Here is a 16288-nt window from a genome sequence, read left to right as displayed (position 1 = left end):
AGACGGCGCTGCTGGGCGCTGCATTTAGCGTGGTGGCACCGTTCGCCGGCGCCGGCGAAATGCCCATGCAGCAGATCACCAGGCCGGGAACACAATCGTCCGTTGCCGGTCCAGCAGAGACCTTCGTTGGCAACGTGCGCGTGGATCCGCTGTTCCCAGCGGACAAGGACGTGCAGGTCTCATCCGCATACGTCAGCTTCGAGCCGGGCGCGCGTTCGGCCTGGCACACCCATCCCGCCGGGCAGCGATTGGTGGTTACCTCCGGCGTTGGGCTGACCCAGGAATGGGGCAAGCCGGTGCAGCAGATACACGCCGGGGATGTGGTGGTGTGTCCGGCCGGGGTCAAGCATTGGCACGGCGCCGCGCCGCACAGCGCGATGACCCATCTCGCGGTAACCGGTGTGGCAGAGGGAAAATCGGTGGCCTGGCTGGAGCAGGTGAGTGATGACCAGTACCGCCAAGCGTCAGCAGGCATCGAGGCGCCTGTTGCCGGGCCGCTTTCGCCCAGGCAGCAGGCGATCCCGCTGATTGCGGCCGCCGCAGCCAGCAGTGACATGCCCCAGCTCAACGCCGCGTTGGGCCGGGGGCTGGATGCCGGCCTCACCGTGAGCGAGGCAAAGGAAGTGCTCGTGCAGCTGTATGCCTATGCGGGGTTCCCAAAGAGCCTTAACGCCCTGGGCGAACTGATGAACGTGGTGCGCAAACGCGAGGAGCAGGGGATCGCTACCGCAGCTGGGCAGCCGCCGAGCGGAAACATCCCGGTGGGTGATGCACTGCGCGCCGTGGGTACCGCAAACCAGACGCGGATCTCCGGTGCCCCGGTGGCTGGACCGGTCATGGACTTCGCGCCCATCATCAACCAGTTCCTGCAGACACACCTGTTCGGCGACATCTTCGAGCGCGACAACCTGGACTGGCAGAGCCGTGAACTTGCAACGGTTGGCGCGCTGGCGGCCTTGCCTGGCGTGGAGGCGCAGTTGCGCTCACACATGGCAGCCAGCCAGCGCGTGGGGCTCAGCCGCGCACAGTTGCAGCACCTGGCCCAGTTGCTGGCACATAGCGGATATGCGGCCGCATCTGACCGCGCAGTGCAGGCACTGGAACAGACCCCGGCACCTTCGCCATGACCGTGCCGCCGTTCAATCCCGATAGCGCAACGCATCACGCAGCACGGTGAACGCAGGCGATGACTGCCTGCGGCTGGGGTAATACAGGTGGTAGCCGGGGAAGGAGGGGCACCAGTCCTGCAGCACGTGGACCAGGGTGCCTGCCTGCACATGGGGCCGCACCAGATCCTCGGGCATGTACGCCAGCCCCAGGCCTTCCAGCGCAGCGCCCAGCCGCAGGGCGATGTTGTTGAACACCAACTGCCCTTCCACGCGTACTTTTAGCTCCTGGCCTTTCTTCTCGAACTCCCACGCGAAAATGCCACCGTGGGTCGGCAGGCGGATGGTGATGCAGTTGTGCCGGGTCAGGTCGTGCGGTGATTTCGGCTTCGGATGGCGCTGGAAATAGGCGGGCGATCCGACCACGGCCATGCGCAGGTCGGGCCCAACACGCACGGCAATCATGTCCTTGGCCACCTGCTCACCCATGCGGATACCGGCGTCGAAGCCCTCGGCCACGATGTCGGTCAGCCCGTAGTCGACAATCACCTCGATGTTCAGGTCAGGATTGGCCGGCAGCAGCTTGCCCAGTACCGGCTGCATCACGGTCAGCGCAGCGTGTTCACCTGCGGTGATGCGAAGGCGGCCGGCCGGTTTGTCGCGGTACGCGTTGAGCTGGGCAAGCTCACTATCGATCTCCTCGAAGCGCGGTGCAATCACCCGCAGCAACTGCTCTCCGGCCTCGGTCGGCGAAACGCTGCGGGTGGTCCGCGCAAGCAAGCGTACGCCCAGGCGTTCTTCCAGCTGGCGCATCGATCGGCTGAGGGCGGGTTGGGACATACCCAGCTGGGCAGCAGCCCGGGTAAAACTGCGTTCCCGCGCCACCAGCGCGAACATGGCCAGCTGATCGTAGTTCTCGACGCTCATTGATGCGCACCGGATATAAGCGATATCCGATTATGCCTCTGCACGAATGTGTTTTGGGGGCGTAGATTGGCGCCATGACGATTCCAACCCCCAATCCTGGTCGCCGGGGAGTCGTCGCTGCCTTGGCATCACTCCCGCTGGGATGTTCGGCCGCAGCGCCGCAGGAAGGCACGGCAGCTGGTCGATCAGGCGCACGGACAGTGGTTGCCTGCTTCTCACGTTCGGGCAACACCCGGGTGGTTGCCGGGCTCATTCATCGCAGCATGCCCAGCGACCTGTTCCAGGTAGAGCCTGCCATCGACTACCCGGCGGACTATCTTGAAACGGTAGCCAAGGCGCGACAGGAGCGCGACGACGGGGTAGAGCCAGCACTGCGCACCCGCATTGCCGACATTGATTGCTACGACACCGTGTACCTGGGCTTTCCAATCTGGGGCGAGACCGCGCCGCCGATCATTCGATCGCTGTTGTCGCAGCACGACATGAGTGGCAAGACCATCGTGCCGTTCATCACCCATGGCGGCTGCGGCGTGGGCAGCAGCCTGCGCGTGCTCGCCCACCATGCGCCCAACGCACGCATCCTGGAGGCATTCGTGATGCAGGCCGACCAGGAGCGCAGAACCATGGAGAGCGTCAACGCCTGGTTGGCCACTCCGCACACTGCCCGATGAGGATTCAACCATGAGGTTCCGTACCCTTGGACAAGGCCTTGAAGTTTCCGCCCTCGGCCTGGGCTGCATGGGCATGAGTTCGGCATATGGCCTGGCCGCCGACAAGCAGGAAATGATCGCGCTGATCCGCACAGCGGTGGAGCGCGGCATCACCCACTTCGACACCGCCGAAGCCTACGGCCCCTTTGCCAACGAAGAACTGGTGGGCGCGGCACTGGCGCCCGTTCGAGACCAGGTGGTGATCGCCACCAAGTTCGGCTTCGACATCGACCCGGTCACCGGTGCCCGCGGGGCAGGCACCAACAGCCAGCCTGCACACATCCGGGCAGCTGTCGAAGCCAGCCTGAAGCGGCTGCGTACCGAGCGCATCGACCTGCTGTACCAGCACCGTGTTGACCCGGCGGTACCCATCGAAGAGGTTGCCGATACCGTGAAGGCGCTCATTGCAGAGGGCAAGGTCGCGCATTTCGGCCTGTCCGAAGCGGGTGCGCAGACAATCCGCAGGGCGCATGCAGTGCAGCCGCTGACGGCTGTGCAGAGCGAGTACTCACTGTTCTGGCGCGAGCCCGAAGCAGAGCTGCTTCCCCTGCTTGAGGAGCTGGGCATTGGCTTCGTACCCTTCAGCCCGCTGGGTGCTGGCTTCCTGACTGGAAAGATCGACGAGCACACGCAGTTCGATGCAACGGATTTCCGCAATGCGGTTCCGCGCTTCTCCGCCGAATCACGCCGGGCCAACATGGCGTTGGTGGAGGTGGTGAAGGCGATGGCTGCAGGGAAGGGTGTGACGCCGGCGCAGGTCGCCCTGGCCTGGCTGCTTGCCCAGCACCCGTGGATCTCGCCGATCCCGGGTACGACCAAGCTTCATCGGTTGGATGAAAATCTGGGTGCAGTGGATCTGGTGTTGGACGAGGCCGACTTGGCACGCATCAGCGAGGACGTTGCACAGATCCGGGTCAGTGGCGCTCGGCTGCCGGAGGCTGCGTTGAAGATGACCGGCAAGTAGTCGGGGCTCGCCACTTTTCTGGTTTGACGGATTCCCGCTTTTGGCCGGAAGCGGACATCGCCTCCCGCATTAACCCAACCCTAGAACTTCAGCCTCACACCACCATTCACCACAAACCCTTCCAGCGGCGCCCATGCATCCACGGTCCACTGGCCATCGTCGGCACGGCGAGGCCGCAACATCGGGTTGTAGCCGCTCTGGCGGACGTTGAGGATGTTTTCCAGGTTGAGGAACAGGCTGACTCTTCCCAGCACAATCTCCCCCAGTGCACCCACTTCCAGATACGGCCGGCTGCGTCGACGCCAGGGATTTTCGTCAAGCGCCTGGATGCCGGTGTAGTAGGCTTCCAGGCCCACGCGACCACGGTCATGCTGCTCCCACATGGCAACCAGTCCTGCGCTGTGCCGGGGCGTGAGGGAGACCGGGCGGCGGCCAGCGCCCTCCGCGCCGGGCTCTCGCGCGTCGGTGTAGACATAGCTGCCGGTCACCGTGATGTCCTGCCAGCGGTAGCGCAACAGCAGTTCACTGCCACGGGTGCGGGTGACACCCGCCACATTGATCAGCTGCACACGTTCACCCGGGGCGGTTACAGACTCCACCAGGCGCACCGCATGGTCGATGTCGGATGCGAACACGCTGAGGTTCAGCTCCCAGGGGCCATGCACGTAGCCTGCATCGATGGACCCCGTGGTAGCGATCTCCGCACGAAGGCCACTCAGCGGCTCCAGGCGTGACAGGCCAGCGGCCTCGATCTGTTCGACGAAGGGCGTAGGAGCATAGAAGCCTCTGCCGATCGACGCGCGCAGGGTCCAGTCGTCAGGGCGGAACAATAGTGACACGCGGGGGCTGAAATGCCCCCCATAGGTGCTGTGGTCATCCCAGCGCGCACTGCCGGAAAGCGTAAGGTCATCGCGCAGCGCCTGCTCGGCCTGCACGAACAGGGCGGGCACGGTGTAGCGGTAATCAAACTGCGCGTATCGGGCGGAACGGAACCGGTCCTGCTGCGCGGCAATGCCCGCCAGCCAGCTGGTGGCGCCTACGCCGGACGCATAGCTGACTTCCGCAAAGCCGGTCTGATGGGTGTCGTTGTCCTGCTCAGAGCCATACCCGTGGTCGTGATCGGTGGACATGGCCGATGCGCGCACCTGCAGGCGGTCGCTCTCGCGCACCGGAACATCGACCACCGCGCCGGCATCAATGCGCTCCGTGCGCTGCGTGAGAGCGAAGGGCTGCCCGTCGGGCGCCCGTTGACCGGGCAGGGTCCCGCCCAGCCGACTCTCGCGCATTGCGCCTGCCGTCAGCAGCGCACGCGCACCATTTTCCGATTCCCAGAACAGCCGTGGCCTGACCGTGGCACGCTCGTAGCCGGGGATGTCAGCCCAGCCGTCTCCGTCCAGGTCGTGGCGGTCTTGGCGATGGTAGCCACCCACCACCGACAGGCCCCAGTGCGCGGCCAGCGGCCCGGCTGCGTAGCCGGTCACGTCCTGGCCGCCGCGGCTGGTGGCATTGAGCAGCATCTCGGCCTCGGCAGTCTCCTTGGGCCGGCGCGATATCAGGTTCACCACGCCACCCAACGCAGCCGGGCCGTACAACGCCGACGCGCTGCCCTTGATGATCTCGACACTACCAAGGTCGGTCGGGGGTATCTGCAGCAGGCCGATGGACGATGACTGACCGCCGTACAGCGGCAGACCATCGGCCAGCAGCTGGGTATATCGACCGCGCAGACCCTGGATGCGGATGTTCGATGCGCCCATGCCCGGCGAGGTGTTCTGCACCCGCACGCCCGCCGTCTCGGCCACAAGCATGGAGACGTTGCCCGGCGACATCAGCAGCTTCTCCTCGATCTCCTCCTGCGATACGACGTCTACCCGGATCGGTTCGTCGGAAACGCGACGCCCTGACCGGGTTGATTGCACCACCACCGCATCCAGCTCCACAGCCTCATCGTGGTGGTCGTCGTGCGCGGCGGGTGGTTCATGCGCACTGGCCGAGGCAGCGGCGGACAGCAGAGCGGCGCTCAACGCCAGGGCAAGCGGATGGGGAAACAGGGTCATGGGTCGTCAGGGCGGCGGGGCCACGCGGTGGCGAAGTAGCCCGGCGTTGTAAACCTTGATCCAGCTACAAGGTCAAGGGCCAGGCTGCGGCTGAAGGGCTTCCAGCACCCTGCAATCGGCCACGCGGCCGCCCGGGCAATTGCCGATCATTCGCTTCAGTTCGCCCTGCAGCGCCTGCAGGTCATGGATCCGGCGCGTGATATCCGCGATGTGCGCTTTCACCACGTCGTCCACCGAACTGCATTCGTGTTCGCGCTGCTCACCAAAGGCGATCAGCTCGCGGATCTGCTCGATGGAGAAGCCAAGCTCGCGGGCGCGGCGCACGAATGACAGACGCCGCTGGTCCTGGGCGCTGTAATAGCGGTAGTTGCCGTCCGACCGCAGCGGTGGTTGAAGCAGGCCGATCTTTTCGTAATAGCGGATGGTTTCGGCCTTGGTGCCGGTCTGGCGGGCCAGTTGGCCGATGGTGAGGTGGGCGGACACGGGCTTGACCTTGTAGTGGCTACAGGGTTGATAACGACTATCCCAACCTTTTTCAAGCCCGGCCACAGCCTGGCGGGAGTCATCCATGGACCACTGCTGCGGCCACAAGCGCCGGGAACTGGAAGCGTTGGCCCTCCACAGTGCGCAGCGGCGCGTACTGGTGGCGGTACTCATCATCAACCTGGCGATGTTCTTCATCGAATTCGGCGCGGGCATCGTAGCGCGCTCCAGCGCCCTGCAGGCCGATGCAGTGGACATGCTGGGCGACGCGATCGTATACGGCCTGAGCCTATGGGCAGTGAACCGGGGGGCGCGCTGGGAAGCCGGTGCAGCCCTGGCCAAGGGTCTGCTGATCCTGGGCTTCTTTGTCTTCATCGCGGTGGAGGTGGTCGGCAAGCTGGCCCACGGCGTGCCGCCTTCCAGTGGCTTGATGCTGGGGTTCGGAGCCATCGCGCTGTTGGCCAATCTGGTGTGTCTGGCACTGCTGTGGCGGTTCCGCACGCTCAACATCAACATGAAAAGCACCTTCGAGTGCTCCCGCAATGATGTCGCCGCCAACCTCGGTGTACTGGTGGCTGCCGGTGGCGTTGCGCTGACCGGACGCGGCTGGCCGGATATCGCGGCGGGCGTGGTCATCGCGCTGCTGTTCCTGAAGTCCGCGATTGGCGTCATCAACGAAGCGTGGCCCGCGTGGCGTGCGGCTGCGAAAGCGTGAGGTGATGGAAAGGGCTCCGGCGAGATGCCGGAGCCCCAGGGGACTCACTTTTCCTGCAGGAACGTCAGCAGGTCCTGGTTGACTCGATCCTTGTGGGTGTCGGTCAGGCCATGCGGCGCACCCGGGTACACGATCAGCCTGGCGCCCTTGATCAGCTTCGCCGACTGGCGGCCGGAGATGTCGATCGGCACGATCTGATCGTCGTCGCCGTGGATGACCAGAGTGGGCACATCGAACTTCTTCAGGTCTGCGCGGAAATCGGTGGCCGAGAACGCGGCAATGGAGTCGTAGGTGTTCTTGTGGCCACCCTGCATGCCCTGTGCCCACCATGCATCGATCAGACCCTGCGATACCTTCGCGCCTGGGCGGTTGAAGCCGTAGAACGGGCCGGACGGGATGTCCTTGTACAGCTGTGCGCGGTTGTCCATCTGCGCCTTGCGGATGCCATCGAACACTTCGATCGGCAGGCCGTTCGGGTTGTCGGCGGTCTTCAGCATGAGCGGCGGCACCGAGCTGATCAGCACCGCCTTCTTCACCCGGCCGGAGCCATGGCGGCCGATGTAGCGCGCCACTTCGCCGCCGCCAGTGGAGAAGCCCACCAGAGTGACATCGTGCAGGTCCAGCGTGTTGATCACCGTGGCCAGGTCATCTGCGTAGTGATCCATGTCGTTGCCTTCCCACGGCTGGCTGGAACGGCCGTGGCCACGACGGTCATGGGCAATGACGCGGTAGCCGTGGTTGGCCAGGAAGATCATCTGCGATTCCCAGCTGTCCGAGTTCAGCGGCCAGCCGTGGCTGAAGGTGACGACCGGGCCGTCCTTCGGGCCCCAGTCCTTGTAGTAGAGCTGCACGCCATCGGCGGTGGTGATGTAGCTGGCGGTGCGCGCGATGCTGGTGACTGCTGCCGGCTTGGCCGGTTCGGCGGCTTGGGCGGACAGGCCGGCCTGGACCGGGAGGGCGAGGGCGGCAATGGCCAGGGTGCGGGCGAAAGTGTTCATGCAGGGCGTCTCATGGTTGGGTGGTGAGACGTACTTTGCGACCTAAATCGGGCGTCTGGATGATGAAATGTACGCATTTCTTGATAGATCGTCTTGCATGGATGTGTGCACCCGAAACGCCGCCCATTGCCTGTTGACAAGGTAGAACGAGCGTTCTACCTTGGCATCGTGAACACAATCACCACCGATACCCAACAGAAGATCCTGGCCACGGCCGAGGCGCTGATCTACCAGAACGGGATCCATGCCACCGGCATGGACCTGCTGGTGAAGACCTCGGGTGTGGCACGCAAAAGCATCTACCGCCACTTCGAAAACAAGGACCAAGTAGCCGCAGCTGCACTGAACGCGCGCGATGTTCGTTGGCTTCAGTGGTTCCAGCAGGAGTGCGACAAGGCCGACAGCCCGGAAGCACGCATCCTCGGCATGTTCACCGTGCTCAAGGGCTGGTTCCAGTCCGAGGGCTATCGCGGCTGCGCCTTCATCAATACCGCGGGCGAGGTGGGCGATCCCGACGATCCGATTCGCCACATCGCAAAACATCACAAGCAGAAGCTGCTCGATTACACGCTGGAACTCACCACGCAACTGGATATCAAGCAGCCTGCTGCACTGGCGCGGCAGCTGCTGGTTCTCATGGAAGGCGCCATCACCGTCTCGCGCGTGATGGGCGACTACAACGCCGCAGACACTGCAAGGGATGTTGCAGCGGTGTTGTTGGAGCAGGCTAGGCGCTGACGCCTGAGTGATCAAAACCCGTCGAAGCACCCCGTTCATCCACTTGATTGGAAGCCCCACCGTGTCCACTGAAGCACCCCGTCCGCCGTTGCCGCCGTTCACCCTTGAATCGGCCATCGAGAAGGTTCGTCTTGCCGAGGATGGCTGGAACTCCCGCGATGCTGACAAGGTCGCACTGGCCTATTCGCTCGATACCCGCTGGCGCAACCGTGCCGAGTTCACCCACGGCCGCGAGGAAGCGCGGCAGTTCCTGGCCCGCAAATGGAAGAAGGAACTGGACTACCGTTTGATCAAGGAACTCTGGGCCTTCAGCGGCAACCGTATTGCCGTGCGCTACGCCTATGAGTGGCACGACGACTCCGGCAACTGGTTCCGTTCCTATGGAAACGAGAACTGGGAATTCGGAGCGGATGGGCTGATGGAGCATCGGTTCTCGAGCATCAACGACATGCCGATCAAGGAGAGCGAGCGCAAGTTCCATTGGCCGCTGGGGCGTCGCCCGGATGATCATCCGGGGCTGTCTGATCTGGGCATGTGAGCGGCCGCAGCGGCGCTGTCAAAAGTGCGCCTCGGCTTCGATGAGGCCAGCGCCCCTGTAGAGTCAAGCCGTGCTCGACTACGGCATGCCACATCGCACCCCATCAGGCACCTCGCCAGCGAGCATCTGCAGCACCCGATCCATCAGAACAGGCTCCGGCACACCAGCCAGCACCTGTTCCAGATAATCCAATGGCTCCAACTGCCATTGGAGGATTGCCCGCATCTGCAGAACTGCGGGCGCCCGCTGCTTCGCATCCAGTGACGCCTGCAACAGCACATGCGGCGCGCGCCTCTCCAGCCACAGCACCGGAACGCCTTTGCAGTGAATCTGGAACGAGGCATCCCGATGTTCTTCGACGAACTGGAAGCCCTGTCGTGGCCGAGACTCCACCAACTGCATCGCCTGGCGGCGCAGTTGTGAGAATCGATCGTCGTTGATGCTTTGGAACCCGATGGGAGATGGCAGTGGGGGCACCAGCCACCGCGTCTGTGCCGCAACCACCGCCACGAGGCACAGCGCAGTGGCCGCCCAGCAGTACCGCGCCACTCAGTCGTCCGGCCGTACTCGTGTGCTGGCGTGCGCCGTAAGTCCCAGCCCAGCCATGATCAGCCCCTCCATGACGCGCGGGCCAACGTATTGCTCCAACTCGCCGTTCTCGCGGGCACGCTGTGCGGCCAGCAGGATTTCCAGCACCACCCGAAGGCCGGCCAAGGAGCAATCGGTGTCCGCCAGGGCAATGCGCCGCCCGGGCATCTGATGGCGCTCCGGCCAGGGCTGGCCATCGGAGGCAGCGCCGGAGCCGATGCTGTGCAGCAGGGCGATGAGCGTGTTCGGATCGAGCGCGGGGCCGTTGGCAGGCGCGTCGTGGATCGGGTGCGGGGTAGGGGAGTGGGGCTCGGTCACGGCTGGCTCCTTGCGTGCATGCAGAAGCCGCCACCGATAAAGGTGGCGGACGGTGCGTGGTTCGAAACCCGGTGTTCGCTGAACCGGCAGGCACAAGGCCTCCACGCACCGCCCGCCATAGCCGACCGACGGATTGCCAGCCGGCACCACACAGGGTGATGCCGGCTGGCAAGCGTTTACTTCAGCGAACTACCGGGGTTTCGAATCCCGGCCACCCGTTTCCGGTGGCACGCAAAGGAATACGCCCGGTTGTGCGCGATGCCAATGCAGTAAGGCCGATGCCGTCACCACTTTCAACATTTTCAGAATCGTTGCATACGGCGCAATGAAGCTCGAGCCTTGGGCTGCAAGGCTATCGGCGATGTAGGTGGTACAGGCCTGCGGGCTGTCGGCATCCGGCCGGCGAGGCTGTGAGCGAGGCGGATGCGACAGGATTGCCAAAGGCCGTCAGGCGTCAGTGGCCCTTCAACGCGGCTTTGGTTCGCTCCAGCCAAGCGGCATTGTGGCTGCGCGCGTGGCGTGACCAGTGTTGGGCATCGTCGATGATGCTGGCGAACAGGCTGCGGGCCTGCTCGCGGTCGGCGGGCTGCGGTTGTGTCATCAGCCATTCGGCATACAGGCAGCGGGCGGCCGCATCGTTTCCGCATTCGACGGCGCGCTCGAACGCGGCGCGGGTGCCAGTTGCTTGGGCGGCGGCCAGTGCCTGTGCATAGAGCAGGGTCTGTTCCGGCTTGCGGCGCACATCTGGATGACGGGCGAACAGGCCGTCCGGCGTCTCAACTGCAAGCGCGGCGTGCCCGGACTCGAGGCGGGCGCGCGCCAGACCGGTAAGGATGTAGGGGTCGTCACCCAGTGGCGAGCTGGCCGCCTGCTCAAGCAGGGTCCTGGCTTCCTCCGCTTGGCCTGCATCCAGCAGCGTCATGCCGAGACGAACCCGGTTCTGCACGGTGGGCGTTCGCGACAGCTCAGCGCGTGCGTTACGCAGGTCCTGGCCCGGGTCCATGAGCTGCTTGGCGGAGCGGATTGCCTGCCGTGCGCCGCGCGAGTTGCGGGCTTCCGGGAAGTAGATCGCAAGGAAGTAGACGACGCTGCCGAGTAGCGGGAACGAGAACAGCAGGATCAGCCAGTAGAGGCTCTGGCCCGAGCGGATGGCGTGCACCGCGAAGTAGATGGCCGCCAGTACGTGGAGTCCGATTCCGATATAGGGCATGTGTGCCGCCTCGTCCTTGTGGGGGTTGGCACTATAGTGGGAGAGGGGTGGGGCGCCAAATGGGTGGTGCTGATCGGGTGTGACGCGTCACGATAATGGGGCGGGCTCTGCGGGGCAGAGCGCTGCATGTCACCACGGGGTAAGGGATTGAAGAGAAGTGTTCATGCTCATGGCTCACGGCTGACGCGGAGGATTGGTGGTGGAGAAGATGTAACGGGCGAATTTCCATTGCCCATCCTTGCCACGGTGCAGCAGGAAGATTTCCTGATTGGCTTCGGCCCCCGCCGGTCCATCCTTGGCCAGTACCTTTACCGTTCCGTTGGAACGCGTGCGGGCGAATGCCCAGTCGCGCGATAGCGGCTGGATTTCATCAATGGTGAAGTCGATGCTCAACCGGATGGTCTTGAAGATCTGCTGATAGGCAGATCGAATTGCTCCGGCTCCCGCGACCGGCAGACTGTGCTGCGGCATGAAGACCGCATTGCCCGAGTAGAGACGCATTACCGCGTCGACGTCAGAGCTGTTGAGCGCCTGCTCATAGCGCTCAAGCTGGCGGGTGATTGCCGTGGTGTCCGGGCTTGGCATGGCAGTTTTGCCAGAGGCCAGAGCTGCGAAAGGAGACAGAGCCAGTAGAACGGCGAGTGAGGCGAAATAGGTACGCATGGGATTTCTCGATTATCTGTGAGAGGTCAAAGCTGTACGACGAACTTGCCGACGGCCGCATTGCTTTCCATCAGTCGATGGGCCTGCCGGACGTCGTCGAAATCAAAGGTCCTGGTACGCGACGATGGGATCCGGCCGGCGGCGATCTCCTGCGCAATCCAGCGAAGCGGGGATTCGCTCAGCGGCAATGCTGCGGTTCCAAGCAGTCCACTCGGGAAGAAGTTCAGATGGACCGCGCCAGGAAGGTCCTGCATCAGGTGGAACGATTCGAGTACCGGTGCACCACCCAGAAGGCCGATGACCGATGCTCCGCCAAAGGGGCGAAGCGCTTTGACCGAGTCTCGCAGCGTCGCTGCGCCGACAACCTCCAGCACGGCGTCCACGCCGACCGGGATCGACCGTCGAACCAGGGCCGCGATCTCTCCGGTATCGACGATGACCTCGTCAGCACCCGCGTCCTTCAGCCGCGCTTCGTTGCTCACCGTGCGCGTGGTGGCGATGACATTCAGTCCACGTGCCTTGGCGTAAGCAACGCTGGCCATGCCGACTGCCGACGTGGCACCTCGCACCAGCAAGGTCTGCCCGCTCTGGATCCGGAGGCTGCGATCCAGCGCACCCCAGGCTGTCAGATAGGACTCGGGCAGTGCCGCCAGCTCGTCCCAGGCAAGGTCGATACCGTCAAGTGAGATGAGATTCTGCGCAAGCACGCTCACCTGTTCGGCATAGCTGCCTGGGCGGCTGAACTGCAGTCCGCCCATCGCCGTTGCGACCCGCTGTCCCGTGCGGAAGGTGCCGCTCGGATCCCGGATGACTTCACCCACGGCCTCGATACCGGGTACAACGGGGCTATCGATTGGGCCCATCTTGCCTTGGCGTCGATAGACCTCGGCACGATTCAACCCGAATGCGCGGACCCTGACGAGCACCTCATCGTTGTTGCTCTCGGGTGCGCCAATGTCGCGCAGCTGCAGAACCTCTGGGCCGCCGGCCTGTTCAATCACATATGCCTTCATGACGGATTCCTCAGGAGCGCGGCTGATTGGTGGCGAACAGGTAGCGATGGATCTTCCACTCGCCGGCCTCCAGGCGGAACACGAACAACTCGTTGTTGCCCTCAGTCACCTCGACGCCGGCGGCCAGGATTCGGGTGCGGCCGGCCGAGCTCGTGCGCACCCACGCCCACTCGCCAACCTGAACGACTTCGTGGATGTCGAAGGTCACATTGAGCTTGATGGTGGCGAATACCTGCTCATAGCCCGCACGTACGGCCTCACGCCCCTCTAGGGCAGGCGCGTTCTGCGGCATGAAGACCGGTTCGGCGCTATAGAGACTCAGAATGGTGTCGGTGTCTCTGCCATTCAGGGCGGTTTCGTAGGACTTGAGAACTGCTGCAATAGACATGGGATGTTCCAGTTGGCTCACCGGGGATCGGTGGCGTGGAGCAACTTTGCGGGTTTCACAAATGAGATAGAATCCTCATATTTGAGATCGCTCCTGCCATAAATGAGAGGCTAGATCGTGGACTTGAACGCCGTGCAGATGTTTGTCGCAGTGGTGCAGGCCGGAAGCATTTCGGCTGCAGCCGAGCGACTCCAGCTGCCTCTGCCTACCGTGAGTAGGCGGGTTCGGGAGCTTGAGCGCGAGTTGAACGTTCAGCTGTTGGAGCGGTCGGCTCGAGGCACCCGCCTGACCGACGCCGGCGCACGCTTGTACGAGCACGCGGTGCGCGGGATTGAACTGCTCGCCGAGGCACAGCAATCCGTGGTCAGTGACCAGGCGCGCCTGAAGGGACGCCTGAGGTTGTCACTTCCACCTGCGTTCGAGCCTTGGTGGGAGCTGCTGTCGCGGTTCCAGCTGCAATACCCGGACATTCAATTGCAGGTGCACACCACCGAAAGGCGCATCGATCTGATTGAAGACGGAATCGATGTTGCGCTCCGTGTCGGCACCATTACCCATGAAGCCATGGTGGCGAGACGGGTTCTGGAATATCGCCATTTGCTGGTTGCGTCTCCAGCACTGATAGAGCGTCTTGGGGTTCCGGGATCGATCGACGATCTTCATCAATTCCCGTGCGCCACTTGGGTCTTGGGTGCAAATGCACGGGGTCGTTGGCTAATCGGGGGGCACGACGTTGAGCCTCGCAGTGTCCTCGCCACGAACGACTATGCACATCTGCGCAGCCGCGCTCTGGCCGGAGACGTCGTGACCGAGCTGCCCCCCTTCCTGGCGGCAGATGCAATTCGCACGGGTGACCTCGTGGAACTGTTGCCTCAGTGTCCATTGCCCCAGCAGCAGATTCACCTGCTGTATCCCTCGCATCGGCATCCTTCGTCAATCATCAGAACCTATTTGGACTTCTGCCAGGCCGAGATCTCATTGCTCAGCAAGGACTGGCTGCAGCAAGGAGAGGTACGTGCCTGATCTATCCCATGTGAGTAGGGCTTGCAGCGACTACCTGTCTAACGGCCAAAGGTGGGCGGGCACACTAGTAGCTCTGAGGGCACGACTTGAGGCCGATCCGTTCGTCGTGTCTGCTATTGGCCAGAAGCGGACATCAGCGGGGCAGGAGGCAAGGAAGATTTATCGGGGTAGAACCCGGTGAATGGCTCCACTGCCGGGAGCAGTGAATCAGCAACCTAAAAGGGCACATCAAGCGCAAACCGGAGCTTATCTTGATACCTAGCCTGTTTCTTTAGGAGCGCAGTCACCGATTCAGATAGCTCGGAATCCTGATTCAACAGAGTGAGCTGCCGACTCAGTAAGACACTTCAAGTACTGGGGCAGGGCGCTCGCCCGAACAAAGTGCACCAAGGCGGACAGCTCTCTTCGATTGACCATATAGCGGGAAAGATGCGTGATCCCGTCTATTTCGGTCACAGTCGGCGAATTCCCCTTGTAGAAGACATCAACCAAGGGAGCATCCACGATGGACAGCAAGGTGAAGTGATACAGCCGCTTCTTGTTCTTTGCCCTGTTCGGCAAAGACTCCATATCCTTCTTGCAGCTTGCGAGCACGGCCGAGACCACCTCCAAGTCTTTATTTGTAACAGTCCTGTAGGCAATGAGATCGAGCTCTCGAGCACGCCCATCCACATCGTCTGCGTAACCCGGCGAGCTTCCGATTAACGTGACGCGTCACGGTCAACGATCTCGCGGCGAAAGGACCCAGCCCCCATCAGCATCCATCTGTCTGTATTGCTTTCCAGCAAAGCACTGCACAGCACTGGCCGGGAGGTCGCCACACCGAGAGCCGGGAAGGTTCTCCCACCCACCTTCAATTCGACGGAAGAACATCCCATTGATACAGCGCAGACCCTGCGCTTTCTGGGGTGGCTGTGCCTGCAGGCGTTCGGGAGGCGTCGATGGCATCGAACTGACAGCTGTCGACCGCTCAGGCCTCGCCGTCGACGACTGCTCAGTGGCCTCGATAGATCGCCGCACACCTTCAAAACGCTCACTCCAGGCACTGTTAGTCCGGCCAAGCGTAAGCACGCCGATGGTTGCAAGGCTCACCAGAGTCAAAAATCCGGTGATCAGCCACAGGAAATTCCAGCGCCTTCGCTCAATAGGCGGAAGGTACTCAGGCCGTTCGCGCTCCATACGCCCCCCCACAATCACGTCCAGACTGCAGGGGCAGCGCCCCTACGGAAGCGCCTTACACGCGCTGGCGCGGTCTCGGCCCACGACTCATGTAGACCACATTGGATGCCTCGGCGTCGGGGCCGGGATCACGCACGCCGAACCGTCGCTCTCGGCGAATTCTGAGAGCTTCGGCTAGGTAGATGACGCTGGATTTCGCCGTGGTCGAAGCTTTCCGCGAAGCTGAGGTCCGGGGAGCCGCCTCAGCCATCATCAGCCGCCATTTCCGTGCGATGTTGCAGGTCAGGGACCACCAGGTCATGTCGCAAGGCTCCAACTGGTGACCCTCAGGGGTGAACATGTGCCCACCTTGGAATCCAAAACCGGCCCAAGGGCCGGTCAGTTCGATGCGATCATGGGGATCGATCTTGCTCATGCTGCAATTGTCTGCCGCACCGAAAACGCCCGGCCTCTAACGCATTGATTTTAGAAGATATGGATGGGGTGAGCTTAGCCTCTTCCTGGCAGCTTCCGTCCACCAAAGATGCCCGATATTTCCGGAAGTCCACCAAAGATGCCCGATATTCCCGGAAGTTCACCAAAGACGCCCGGCATTTCCAGAAGTACATAAATAACGCCCAACAGTTCCGGAAGCCCATAAAACACGCCCACGACTGCCGGGGGTTCATTA

19 protein-coding genes and 1 pseudogene are annotated in these 16288 nt (G+C 63.0%); 8 read left to right on the top strand and 12 right to left on the bottom strand.

Going from position 1 to position 16288, the window contains the following annotated elements; all coding sequences use genetic code 11:
• Nucleotides 1-59: 59 nt before the first annotated feature.
• A pseudogene (locus ACZK2G_RS11370) lies at nt 60-461 on the top strand ((R)-mandelonitrile lyase); the annotation flags it as partial.
• Nucleotides 438-1127: a carboxymuconolactone decarboxylase family protein gene (locus ACZK2G_RS11365; protein WP_478475581.1), complete on the top strand. Its 690-nt coding sequence runs from the start codon at nt 438-440 to the stop codon at nt 1125-1127. The pseudogene ACZK2G_RS11370 and the gene ACZK2G_RS11365, both read left to right, overlap by 24 nt.
• A 12-nt stretch (nt 1128-1139) precedes the next feature.
• Here ACZK2G_RS11365 and ACZK2G_RS11360 read toward each other — a convergent pair whose 3' ends face one another.
• Complete coding sequence (locus tag ACZK2G_RS11360; RefSeq protein ID WP_025877180.1) at nt 1140-2033, bottom strand: LysR family transcriptional regulator; 894 nt, start codon at nt 2031-2033, stop codon at nt 1140-1142.
• A gap of 74 nt (nt 2034-2107) precedes the next feature.
• On the opposite strand from ACZK2G_RS11360, the gene ACZK2G_RS11355 reads away from it, so the two are divergent.
• Together ACZK2G_RS11355 and ACZK2G_RS11350 are read left to right on the top strand one after the other, a co-directional pair.
• Nucleotides 2108-2704, top strand: a complete 597-nt coding sequence (locus ACZK2G_RS11355; protein ID WP_478473298.1) for a flavodoxin — start codon at nt 2108-2110, stop codon at nt 2702-2704.
• Nucleotides 2705-2714: 10 nt separating this feature from the next.
• A complete protein-coding gene (locus ACZK2G_RS11350; protein WP_478473296.1) occupies nt 2715-3707 on the top strand; it encodes an aldo/keto reductase in 993 nt (330 codons plus the stop codon).
• 80 nt (nt 3708-3787) lie between these two features.
• On the opposite strand, the gene ACZK2G_RS11345 is transcribed toward ACZK2G_RS11350, so the two are convergent.
• Together ACZK2G_RS11345 and ACZK2G_RS11340 are read right to left on the bottom strand one after the other, a co-directional pair.
• Nucleotides 3788-5764 (bottom strand): TonB-dependent receptor plug domain-containing protein, encoded by a 1977-nt coding sequence (locus ACZK2G_RS11345; protein ID WP_088479174.1) that lies wholly within the window; start codon nt 5762-5764, stop codon nt 3788-3790.
• 72 nt (nt 5765-5836) lie between these two features.
• On the bottom strand, nt 5837-6334 hold the full coding sequence (locus ACZK2G_RS11340; protein ID WP_295380848.1) for a MerR family transcriptional regulator: 498 nt from the start codon (nt 6332-6334) through the stop codon (nt 5837-5839).
• Here ACZK2G_RS11340 and ACZK2G_RS11335 point away from each other — a divergent pair.
• Entirely contained in the window at nt 6333-6962 is a 630-nt protein-coding gene (locus tag ACZK2G_RS11335; protein WP_295380847.1) for a cation efflux transmembrane domain-containing protein, read from the top strand. The two genes, ACZK2G_RS11340 and ACZK2G_RS11335, sit on opposite strands and share 2 nt — an antisense overlap.
• A gap of 44 nt (nt 6963-7006) precedes the next feature.
• Here ACZK2G_RS11335 and ACZK2G_RS11330 read toward each other — a convergent pair whose 3' ends face one another.
• Nucleotides 7007-7960, bottom strand: a complete 954-nt coding sequence (locus tag ACZK2G_RS11330; RefSeq protein ID WP_295380845.1) for an alpha/beta fold hydrolase — start codon at nt 7958-7960, stop codon at nt 7007-7009.
• A 168-nt stretch (nt 7961-8128) separates the two neighbouring features.
• On the opposite strand from ACZK2G_RS11330, the gene ACZK2G_RS11325 reads away from it, so the two are divergent.
• Nucleotides 8129-8698: a TetR/AcrR family transcriptional regulator gene (locus tag ACZK2G_RS11325; protein ID WP_478475579.1), complete on the top strand. Its 570-nt coding sequence runs from the start codon at nt 8129-8131 to the stop codon at nt 8696-8698.
• Nucleotides 8699-8759: 61 nt separating this feature from the next.
• Nucleotides 8760-9236: a nuclear transport factor 2 family protein gene (locus tag ACZK2G_RS11320; RefSeq protein ID WP_049458548.1), complete on the top strand. Its 477-nt coding sequence runs from the start codon at nt 8760-8762 to the stop codon at nt 9234-9236.
• Between the two features lie 78 nt (nt 9237-9314).
• Here the strand turns inward: ACZK2G_RS11320 and ACZK2G_RS11315 are convergent, their stop codons facing one another.
• From ACZK2G_RS11315 to ACZK2G_RS11290, 6 genes are all read right to left on the bottom strand, one after another.
• A complete protein-coding gene (locus ACZK2G_RS11315) occupies nt 9315-9746 on the bottom strand; it encodes a hypothetical protein (protein WP_478473293.1) in 432 nt (143 codons plus the stop codon).
• Between the two features lie 39 nt (nt 9747-9785).
• Nucleotides 9786-10142 (bottom strand): hypothetical protein, encoded by a 357-nt coding sequence (locus ACZK2G_RS11310; protein WP_478473291.1) that lies wholly within the window; start codon nt 10140-10142, stop codon nt 9786-9788.
• Between the two features lie 454 nt (nt 10143-10596).
• A complete protein-coding gene (locus ACZK2G_RS11305) occupies nt 10597-11352 on the bottom strand; it encodes a hypothetical protein (protein ID WP_478473289.1) in 756 nt (251 codons plus the stop codon).
• 174 nt (nt 11353-11526) lie between these two features.
• On the bottom strand, nt 11527-12015 hold the full coding sequence (locus ACZK2G_RS11300) for a YybH family protein (protein ID WP_478473287.1): 489 nt from the start codon (nt 12013-12015) through the stop codon (nt 11527-11529).
• 26 nt (nt 12016-12041) lie between these two features.
• Nucleotides 12042-13028, bottom strand: coding sequence for a zinc-binding dehydrogenase (locus tag ACZK2G_RS11295; protein WP_136639021.1), 987 nt, complete (start codon nt 13026-13028; stop codon nt 12042-12044).
• A 10-nt stretch (nt 13029-13038) separates the two neighbouring features.
• Nucleotides 13039-13416, bottom strand: coding sequence for a YybH family protein (locus tag ACZK2G_RS11290; protein WP_136639020.1), 378 nt, complete (start codon nt 13414-13416; stop codon nt 13039-13041).
• Nucleotides 13417-13548: 132 nt separating this feature from the next.
• On the opposite strand from ACZK2G_RS11290, the gene ACZK2G_RS11285 reads away from it, so the two are divergent.
• The gene (locus tag ACZK2G_RS11285; protein ID WP_248298485.1) at nt 13549-14439 is read left to right on the top strand and encodes a LysR family transcriptional regulator; all 891 of its coding nucleotides are present in this window, start codon (nt 13549-13551) and stop codon (nt 14437-14439) included.
• Between the two features lie 291 nt (nt 14440-14730).
• On the opposite strand, the gene ACZK2G_RS11280 is transcribed toward ACZK2G_RS11285, so the two are convergent.
• Together ACZK2G_RS11280 and ACZK2G_RS11275 are read right to left on the bottom strand one after the other, a co-directional pair.
• On the bottom strand, nt 14731-15111 hold the full coding sequence (locus tag ACZK2G_RS11280) for a hypothetical protein (protein WP_478473285.1): 381 nt from the start codon (nt 15109-15111) through the stop codon (nt 14731-14733).
• 562 nt (nt 15112-15673) lie between these two features.
• Nucleotides 15674-16033 carry a DUF3653 domain-containing protein gene (locus tag ACZK2G_RS11275; protein ID WP_478473283.1) on the bottom strand — a complete coding sequence of 120 codons (360 nt, stop codon included), beginning with the start codon at nt 16031-16033 and terminating at the stop codon, nt 15674-15676.
• Nucleotides 16034-16288: the final 255 nt, after the last annotated feature.

Source organism: Stenotrophomonas sp. 107298_Sma, from assembly GCF_056480345.1.
Note: the sequence above shows the minus strand (reverse complement) of the source record. Positions and strands in the feature narration are given on the sequence as shown.

Coding starts and splice junctions, on each gene's coding strand:
- ACZK2G_RS11360 (WP_025877180.1), bottom strand. CDS start 2,033: ATGAGCGTCGAGAACTACGATCAGCTGGCCATGTTCGCGCTGGTGGCG.
- ACZK2G_RS11355 (WP_478473298.1), top strand. CDS start 2,108: ATGACGATTCCAACCCCCAATCCTGGTCGCCGGGGAGTCGTCGCTGCC.
- ACZK2G_RS11350 (WP_478473296.1), top strand. CDS start 2,715: ATGAGGTTCCGTACCCTTGGACAAGGCCTTGAAGTTTCCGCCCTCGGC.
- ACZK2G_RS11345 (WP_088479174.1), bottom strand. CDS start 5,764: ATGACCCTGTTTCCCCATCCGCTTGCCCTGGCGTTGAGCGCCGCTCTG.
- ACZK2G_RS11335 (WP_295380847.1), top strand. CDS start 6,333: ATGGACCACTGCTGCGGCCACAAGCGCCGGGAACTGGAAGCGTTGGCC.
- ACZK2G_RS11340 (WP_295380848.1), bottom strand. CDS start 6,334: ATGGATGACTCCCGCCAGGCTGTGGCCGGGCTTGAAAAAGGTTGGGAT.
- ACZK2G_RS11330 (WP_295380845.1), bottom strand. CDS start 7,960: ATGAACACTTTCGCCCGCACCCTGGCCATTGCCGCCCTCGCCCTCCCG.
- ACZK2G_RS11305 (WP_478473289.1), bottom strand. CDS start 11,352: ATGCCCTATATCGGAATCGGACTCCACGTACTGGCGGCCATCTACTTC.
- ACZK2G_RS11300 (WP_478473287.1), bottom strand. CDS start 12,015: ATGCGTACCTATTTCGCCTCACTCGCCGTTCTACTGGCTCTGTCTCCT.
- ACZK2G_RS11295 (WP_136639021.1), bottom strand. CDS start 13,028: ATGAAGGCATATGTGATTGAACAGGCCGGCGGCCCAGAGGTTCTGCAG.
- ACZK2G_RS11290 (WP_136639020.1), bottom strand. CDS start 13,416: ATGTCTATTGCAGCAGTTCTCAAGTCCTACGAAACCGCCCTGAATGGC.
- ACZK2G_RS11275 (WP_478473283.1), bottom strand. CDS start 16,033: ATGAGCAAGATCGATCCCCATGATCGCATCGAACTGACCGGCCCTTGG.